An 8,995-nucleotide genomic window follows, 5' to 3' on the forward strand; every position below is an offset into this window, starting at 1 on the left:
ATATTTTTAAAAATTAGATAATTTACTTTTATCTCTTACTGCACCTTTATCAGCACTAGTTGCAAAAAATGCGTATGTTCTTAATGCATCAGAAACATATCTTTTTCGATTATGAGGTGTGTAAGATAAAAATTTTTTTGATTCTTCTTGTAAAATACGATTAGATAATTCTTTTTCTGTAATATTTAAATGAATAGTTCTTTGGAAAATATTAATATTAATAATATCACCGTTTTTCACTAAAGCAATAATACCTTTATTTGCTGCTTCTGGTGAAATATGTCCTATAGAAAGCCCTGAAGTACCACCTGAAAATCTACCATCAGTAATTAATGCACATGTTTTATCTAAATTCATAGATTTTAAATATGTGGTAGGATATAACATTTCTTGCATACCAGGACCACCTTTTGGACCTTCGTAGCGAATAACAACAACATTTCCTGAAACTACTTGACCGTTTAAAATACCATTTACAGCTTCTTCTTGACTTTCATATACAATAGCAATTCCAGAAAAAATATAGTTATTTTTATCTACTCCAGCTGTTTTAATAATACAACCATCTTTCGCTAAATTTCCATATAAAACAGCTAATCCTCCATCTTTACTATAAGCATGTTGAATAGATCGAATGCAACCATTTTTACGATCACTATCTAACTCATTCCACCTAAAATTTTGAGAATATGGTTCTATTGTGCGTATTCCACCTGGTCCTGCTTTAAACATTTTAATGATTTCAAGATTATTTGTAACTAGAATATCATATTCATTTAATGTTTCTTCTAGATTAAGTTGTAATACATTTCTTGTATTTTTATGCAGTAAATTAGCACGATTTAACTCTCCTAAAATACTCATAACTCCACCAGCACGATGAACATCTTCTACATGATATAAAGAAGTACTTGGTGCAACTTTACAAATATGTGGTACTTTTTTAGATAAATTATTAATATCAGACATTTTAAAATCAATTTTAGCTTCTTGCGCTGCTGCTAGTAAATGTAAAATAGTATTAGTTGATCCTCCCATAGCAATATCTAATGTCATAGCATTTTCAAAAGATTGTTTATTAGCAATACTTCTAGGTAATACGTTTTTATTTTTATTTTTATAATATTGTTCAGTGATTTGAACAATAGTTTTAGCTGAGTTTATAAATAATTTTTTACGATCTATATGAGTCGCTAGTAATGTACCGTTTCCAGGAAGAGCTAATCCCATAACTTCTGTTAAACAATTCATAGAGTTAGCTGTAAACATACCAGAACAAGATCCACATGTAGGACAAGCAGAAAGTTCAATATTTTTAATAAAATTATCCGAATTGTTAGTATCTCCTCCTTGAATAATAGCATCTACTAAATCAATTTTTATTACGTTTTCATTTTTTTGTATTTTACCTGCTTCCATAGGTCCGCCTGAAACAAAAACTGATGGTATATTTAAACGTAACGATGCCATTAACATACCTGGAGTAATTTTATCACAATTAGAAATACAAATCATTGCATCAACACAATGCGCATTAATTACATATTCTATCGAATCGGCAATTAATTCACGTGATGGTAAAGAATATAACATTCCACCATGTCCCATTGCTATTCCATCATCAATTGCTATTGTATTAAATTCTTTTGCAACAGCTCCTAATTTTTGAATTTCTTTAGTAATAAGTCTTCCGACTTCTTGTAAATGAATATGTCCTGGAACAAATTGAGAAAAAGAATTTACTACTGCAATAATTGGTTTATTAAAATCTTCATCAGTCATACCTGTAGCACGCCACAACGCTCTTGCTCCAGACATATTTCTACCATGTGTAGTTGTAAAAGAACGATATTTAGGCACTTTAGATTACCTCAAAAAGTAATATTTTTTTAAAATGAATACTATTCATTAACTAAATTTTTTAGTTATTAAAAAAATTTTAAACATAATATATTTTTAAAAAAATTTATTGAAATTTAAAAAGAAGGAATGATGATGTTTTTGATGTAAATGATATAATATTGATATTGATTAATTTTTTTAGGTTAATGACAAAAAAATTTCAACTAGTGATTTTTTGGCAGGGGTGGAAGGATTTGAACCTACAACTTTCGGTTTTGGAGACCGATGCTCTACCAGATTGAACTACACCCCTAATGATATTTTTAATTTTTAATAAAGATTATATTCTGAATAAGAATAAAAGTCTAGTATATATTTTATGATTTTTAGATATAAAATTTTATTAAAATGATAGAATATACATTCTAGACATATAATATTATTCAAAGGTAAATATTGATTATGAAAACTCCAATTTATTTAGATTATGCTGCAACAACACCAGTAGAGTGCGAAGTTGCAAAAAAAATGATGAATTATCTAACAATAGATGGAATATTTGGGAATGCAGCATCTCGTTCTCATAAATTTGGATGGCAAGCAGAAGAAGCTGTAGATATTGCACGTAATCAAATATCAGAATTAATTGGAGCAGACTCTCGTGAAATTATTTTTACTTCTGGTGCGACTGAATCAAATAATTTAGCTATCAAAGGTATAGCTTTTTTCCATCAAAAAAAAGGTAAGCATATTATTACTAGTAAAACTGAGCATAAATCTGTTTTAGATACTTGTAGATATCTTGAAAATAAAGGTTTTCGTTTGACTTATCTTACTCCTAAAAATAATGGTATTATTGATTTAAATGATTTAAAAAAAAGTATAAAAAAAGATACTATACTTGTTTCTATAATGCATGTGAATAATGAAATTGGTATTATACAAGATATTGATAATATATCAAAAATTTGTCGAGATCATAGTATTTTTTTTCATGTAGATGCAACTCAAGGTGTTGGCAAAATTATTATTAATTTAAAAAAATTATCTATAGATTTAATGTCGTTTTCTGCTCATAAAGTTTATGGTCCTAAGGGAATTGGTGGTCTATATGTTCGTCGGAAACCACGCGTCCGTTTATTACCGTCAATACATGGAGGTGGACATGAAAGAGGTATGAGATCAGGAACTTTAGCTGTTCACCAAATTGTAGGAATGGGAGAGGCATTTATCTTAGCTAAAAATAAAATACATGATGATTTTATTCATACAACAAAATTAAGAAATTCTCTTTGGGATGGTATTAAAAATATTGAAGAAGTATATTTAAATAGTGATTTAAAGCAAGGTGTACCTCATATTTTAAACGTTAGCTTTAACTATATTGAAGGTGAATCCTTAATTATGGCACTTAAAGATTTAGCTATTTCTTCTGGTTCTGCTTGTACTTCTGCTAGTTTAGAACCTTCTTATGTTTTAAAAGCTTTAGGAATTAAAGATGAACTAGCGCATAGTTCGATTCGTTTTTCAATAGGTCGATTTACTACAGAAGAAGAAATCAAACATACAGTAAAATTAGTTCATCAAGCTATTTATAAATTACGTAATCTTTCACCTTTATGGGAAATGTTTAAAGCAGGAGTTGATTTAAATAGTATAGAATGGGATCATAGTTAATAATAATATCAACACTAAGGTAATTAAAAAATGGCTTATAGTAAAAAAGTAATGGATCATTATGAAAATCCTCGTAATGTAGGATCTTTTTCTAATTCTGATACTAATGTAGGAAGTGGATTAGTTGGCGCACCTGCTTGTGGTGATGTTATGAAATTACAAATTAAAGTTAACAATAAAGGAATTATTGAAGATGCTTGTTTTAAAACATATGGTTGTGGTTCTGCTATTGCGTCTAGTTCATTAGTCACTGAATGGGTAAAAGGTAAATCTATCACTGAAGCTGCATCAATTAAAAATACTACCATAGTAGAAGAACTAGAACTTCCACCGGTAAAAATTCATTGTTCTATTTTAGCAGAAGATGCTATTAAAGCAGCTATTGCTGATTATAACAGTAAAAAGAAATAGTTTAGTATTTAGTGTTGAAAGAAATTATTCTTTCAACATTGAATTTAATTTTTTATATTTTATTTAGTATAGGTGATATATATGAACTATTTTACATTATTAAATGTACCACAACAGTTTAATATTGATAAAAAAATACTGACTGAAAATTTTTATAAGTTACAATTAAAATTCCATCCTGATTTATTTATGAATGATTGTTCTTTAAAGAAAAAAATAGTTTTAGAACAATCAATTAAAATCAATAAAGGTTATAAAATTTTAAAACATTCTTCAAGCAGAGCAATATATCTACTATATCTAAATGGTTTTGAAATTAGTAAAGAAACTATTTTATTAAAAAATCAAGATTTTTTAATAAAATACTTTTCTTTATATGAAGAGTTAGATGATTTAAAAAAGAACAATTTTGATAAAACAAAATTAAATATTTTTTTAACTAAAATAGAAAAAAAAATTGAAAATTATAAAATCATGATTGATATTGAATTTAAAAATAATAATTATGACAAGACAGTTCAAATTATATCAAAATTTTTATTTTTTAAAAAAATAAAAACTAATTTAAAAAAAGAAGAAGGTATCTTTTTAGGATATATAAATTAAGGTATAGTATATGGTCGTTACAAAAAAAAATAATAGTGAAAAATTATTTTTAGGTATTGATTTTGGTACTACGTATTCTTTAGCAGCTACTGTAAAAAAAGAAGAAATTATTTTATTATTAGATAATAAAAAACGCTATTTATTGCCATCAATTGTGTCTTATAAAAATAATACTGTATCAGTAGGTTGGGATGCTTTAGAACATGTTATTAAAGATCCTATGAATACTATTACTTCTGTAAAGCGCTTATTAGGTCGTTCTATTGAATTTATAAAAAAAGAATTTCCTATTCTACCATACCTTATAGAGGAAAAAAATGGCAATATTATTTTTCATACAAATACTGGTGTTGTAACTCCTATTGATGTTTCTAGTGAAATATTAAAATGTTTAAAAAAAAGAGCTCTTTTTTTATTTAATCAAGAAATAGATGCAAGCATTATTACAGTTCCAGCGTATTTTGATAATTTTCAAAAAAAAGCTATTAAAGAAGCAGCTCTTTTATCACAAATTAATTTAATAAGATTATTAAATGAACCTACAGCTGCTGCTATTGCATATGGATTAAAAATAAAAAAGAAAGGTATAATTATTGTATACGATTTAGGAGGTGGTACTTTTGATATATCTGTATTAAAACTAAATAAAGAAATATTTGAAGTATTAGCGACTAGTGGAAATTCTAATTTAGGAGGTGATGATTTTGATTACGCTTTAGCTAACTATATTTTTAAAAAATATAATATAGAAAATAAATGCAATATAAAAGATACATGCAATGAATTTTTTCAATGTTCATTATTACAAATTGCAAAAATAACTAAAGTCAAATTAACTATCTATCATAAAGTAGAGATTCAGTTTTTTGGTTGGACAAGTTATATTACTCGTGATGAATTTAATATTATTATTATTGATTTAGTAAAAAAAACTTTATTGATTTGTTCTCAATTACTTGAAGAAATTAATTTATCAGTAGATAAAATAGAAGAAGTTATAATGGTAGGAGGTTCAACTCGTGTACCCTTAGTTTATCAAGAAGTTTTAAACTTTTTTAAAAAACTTCCATTAAGTTCTATTAATCCTGATCAAGTTGTAGCAATAGGTGCTGCAATACAAGCAAATATGCTAATTAATAATAGTTATGTCAAAAATAAAACAATATTATTGGATGTTATGCCGCTTTCTTTAGGTATTGAAGTAATGGGTGGTTTTGTTGAAAAAATAATTTCTAGAAATACTTCAATTCCTATCTCTAAAACTAAAGAGTTTACTACTTATAAAGATAATCAAACTTCTATTATTATACATGTTTTACAAGGTGAAAGAGAATTAGTAAAAGATTGTATTTCATTATCTCGTTTTATTTTAAAAAACATAAAACCTCAAAAAGCAGGAGTTACTCGTATTTTAGTTACATTTGAAGTTGATACAGATGGATTAATTGATGTAAAAGTATTAGATAAATATAGTAATCAACATAAACGTATTCAAATTGATAGTAACATGATATTACAAAATATTAATGTTGCTAAAGTAGTTCAAGATTCATTAGTATATGCTAAAAAGGACTATTTTTTTAGAGTAAAAACAGAAAAAAAAATGGAAGCAATACATATTTTAGATATTTTAAACACTGCTTTGAGAGATAATAAAAGATTAGTTTCAGAAGAAGAATTAAATAAAATAAAACTTCAAAAGAAGAAGTTAGAAAAATCTATTGATGAAGACGATTTTTTTTCTATAAAATTAAATATTAAAAAATTAGAAGATATTAGTAAGAACTTTTTTTCATTGCAACTTAAAAAAACTTTCAGTTCCTTTTCAAATACGAATTATTTAAAGAGAAATAAATAATGCCTAAAATTATATTTTTACCACATAAAATTATATTACCTAATGGTGCTAAATTACAAGCAAAAGAAGGCGAAACTATATTAAATGTTGCATTACGTAATCATATTAAATTAGAACACGCATGTGAACAATCATGTGCTTGTAGTACATGTCATTGTATTATAAGAAAGGGTTTTCTTTCTCTTTCAGGATGGTCTGAAAAAGAAGATGATATTTTAGATAAGGCTTGGGGTCTTGAATCTGAAAGTCGTTTAAGTTGCCAAGCAATTATTGGAAATATGGATATTGAAGTAGAAATACCTTTATATAATATCAATTCTATTACAGAATATTGATTTTTATTTTTTAGTATAAGGATTTATATTGTCTTTAAATTGTATTTTAATTGGTGTTCCTTTTATTTGAAGACTATTATAAAAAAAATTAATTAAATACCTTTTATAAGGTGAAGATAAGTATGTAACTTGATTACCATGTATAATAATTTTAGGAGGATGAGAACTTCCTAAATGTGCATATTTTAATTTTATTCGACGTCCTTTAATTATTGGTGGTTGATGTTTTTTAATTGCCATATGCATGGTTTTTGTAAGTATTGAGGTACTAATTGTTTTTTTAGAATCTTCATGAGCTTCATGAATGGATTTAAATAATTGAAATATTCCCTTCTGATATAGTGCTGATATAAAGTGTATTCTAGAGAAAAAAAGAAATTTTAGTTTATTTTTTATTGTTTCTTTAAATTGTTTTTTTTCTGAATAATTTAATCGGTCCCATTTATTTATAACAATAACAATTCCTTTCCCAGATTTTAAAATAAAATCTGATAATAATAAATCTTGACTGCATATTTTATTACATGCATCTATCATTAATAGAATTACATTTGATTTTTCAATACTTTGTAATGTTTTAATTATTGAAAACTTTTCAATAATACTAAGATTTTTATTTTTTCTAGATGCTCCTGCAGTATCAATTAAAATATAATTATTATTATTGTATTTAATAGGTGTTGAAACACTATCTAATGTGGTTCCCGGTGTATTGCATGTAATCATTCTTTCTTCTTTTAGAATACTATTAATTAAAGTAGATTTTCCAACGTTAGGGCGACCTATAAAGGCTATTTTAGTTTCTAACTTTTTTATCTCAGAGTATTGATAATTTAATATTGTTTTTTTTTCTTTCTTAAATTCTAAATTTATCCAAGGAATGAAATATTTTATAATAAGAGTATTGATACCTTGATTATGGCTAGCAGAAACTTTATGTATTTTATTAAATCCTAATGAATAAAATTCATTAATATTAAAAGTATTATTTATACCATCAATTTTATTAATAATAAGAATTGTTTTTTTTTCATATTGTCTAATTTTTTTAGATATTTCAAATTCTTGAGGCATTAAGCCGTCACGAGCATCTACTATAAATAAAATTAAATGCGACTCTTGTATAGCTATAAGTGTTTGTTCATATGCTTTTTTTTCTATTTCATTTGATTTTATATCTAGACCTGCTGTATCAATTAAAATTATTTTTCGATTCAAGTCTTCCGATTTACAATATCCATATTGTCTATCTCTAGTCACGCCTGGATGATTAGCGACTAATGCATTTCTGCTTTTTGTTAAACAATTAAATATAGTAGATTTTCCTACATTAGTACGACCGATTAATACAATAATAGGTGTCATTTTAAGTATATATACTCTTTTTAAAAATTTTTTGTATGTATAAATGAAAGAAATAGTTTTATGTGCGAGTTTTGCATTTATTATTTTAATTCATTTAATTTCATATTAATAATTTCTTTAGATGCATTAGAACTTTCAAGAAATAAGCTCTTTTCCCAAGCTTTTATTGCTGCTTTTTTATTATTTTGTTTAAAAAAAATATCACCTTTTATATTTTCGATTATATTAGACCAGTTATGATCATTAATAGTTTTAAGTATATTTATAGATTTTTTATATTCTTTTTGTTGTATTGTAATTTTAGTGATTCTTATTTTTAAAATATTTCTTAAATTTTCTTCTTTTGTATATTTTAAGCTATTATTTAATTGAATAATAGCTTTCTGGAAATCATTTTTTAACACATATTTTTTTGCTAGAAACATAGCAGTTAAAGTACCATAAATATTTTTATTTTGAATGATAAATGTTTCAGCTTTATTTAAGTTTGTGGGTTTATTTATATTGATTTCTTTTATAATATTTTCATATTGTAATGGATTTAAATTATTTGTATCAGTTTTAAAGGAATATTTCCAATAGCATAAAATTATACTGAAAATAATAAAAAATATAATAAAAAATATGATTTTTGTTTTAAAAAAATTGAACATTTGATTCTCTTTGATTTCAGATGATATATATTAATTTTTTTATAAATTAATAATTTTTTATATTAATACTACTAATTAATATTACTATTTTAACTAAAATATAATTTTTTTTTTAAAATTTTGTCTTGAATGCAATAGTGAATTTCATTATTAATAATTTTTTATTTAATTTAGCTTAAAATTATAACATATAAAAAAGTTATCCGTATGAAAATCACTAATTGTACACAGTTAGTTAATGTCATAAC

General features: G+C 24.9%; 8 protein-coding genes and 1 tRNA gene. 5 read left to right on the forward strand and 4 right to left on the reverse strand.

The window, feature by feature from the left end:
* Positions 1-6 precede the first annotated feature (6 nt).
* Positions 7-1,860, reverse strand: coding sequence for a dihydroxy-acid dehydratase (gene ilvD / locus D9V67_RS03105; protein WP_158360040.1), 1,854 nt, complete (start codon positions 1,858-1,860; stop codon positions 7-9).
* A 218-nt stretch (positions 1,861-2,078) separates the two neighbouring features.
* A tRNA-Trp gene (locus D9V67_RS03110) sits at positions 2,079-2,155 on the reverse strand.
* Between the two features lie 149 nt (positions 2,156-2,304).
* Between D9V67_RS03110 and D9V67_RS03115 the strand changes: the two genes are divergently transcribed.
* The 5 genes from D9V67_RS03115 to fdx all read left to right on the forward strand — a co-directional run bounded on the left by D9V67_RS03115 (position 2,305) and on the right by fdx (position 6,729).
* A complete protein-coding gene (locus tag D9V67_RS03115) occupies positions 2,305-3,519 on the forward strand; it encodes an IscS subfamily cysteine desulfurase (protein ID WP_158360042.1) in 1,215 nt (404 codons plus the stop codon).
* A 30-nt stretch (positions 3,520-3,549) separates the two neighbouring features.
* Positions 3,550-3,930, forward strand: coding sequence for a Fe-S cluster assembly scaffold IscU (gene iscU, locus D9V67_RS03120; RefSeq protein WP_158360044.1), 381 nt, complete (start codon positions 3,550-3,552; stop codon positions 3,928-3,930).
* 81 nt (positions 3,931-4,011) lie between these two features.
* On the forward strand, positions 4,012-4,536 hold the full coding sequence (gene hscB, locus D9V67_RS03125; RefSeq protein WP_158360046.1) for a Fe-S protein assembly co-chaperone HscB: 525 nt from the start codon (positions 4,012-4,014) through the stop codon (positions 4,534-4,536).
* 10 nt (positions 4,537-4,546) lie between these two features.
* Positions 4,547-6,394, forward strand: a complete 1,848-nt coding sequence (gene hscA, locus D9V67_RS03130; RefSeq protein WP_158360049.1) for a Fe-S protein assembly chaperone HscA — start codon at positions 4,547-4,549, stop codon at positions 6,392-6,394.
* Positions 6,394-6,729, forward strand: a complete 336-nt coding sequence (fdx, locus tag D9V67_RS03135; RefSeq protein WP_158360051.1) for an ISC system 2Fe-2S type ferredoxin — start codon at positions 6,394-6,396, stop codon at positions 6,727-6,729. The genes hscA and fdx overlap by 1 nt, the downstream gene beginning before the upstream one ends.
* A gap of 3 nt (positions 6,730-6,732) precedes the next feature.
* Here fdx and der read toward each other — a convergent pair whose 3' ends face one another.
* Positions 6,733-8,094 carry a ribosome biogenesis GTPase Der gene (gene der / locus D9V67_RS03140; RefSeq protein ID WP_158360053.1) on the reverse strand — a complete coding sequence of 454 codons (1,362 nt, stop codon included), beginning with the start codon at positions 8,092-8,094 and terminating at the stop codon, positions 6,733-6,735.
* Positions 8,095-8,174: 80 nt separating this feature from the next.
* Positions 8,175-8,747, reverse strand: a complete 573-nt coding sequence (locus D9V67_RS03145; RefSeq protein WP_158360055.1) for a YfgM family protein — start codon at positions 8,745-8,747, stop codon at positions 8,175-8,177.
* Positions 8,748-8,995: the final 248 nt, after the last annotated feature.

Source organism: Buchnera aphidicola (Brachycaudus cardui), assembly GCF_005081945.1.
Taxonomy (GTDB): domain Bacteria; phylum Pseudomonadota; class Gammaproteobacteria; order Enterobacterales; family Enterobacteriaceae; genus Buchnera; species Buchnera aphidicola_AN.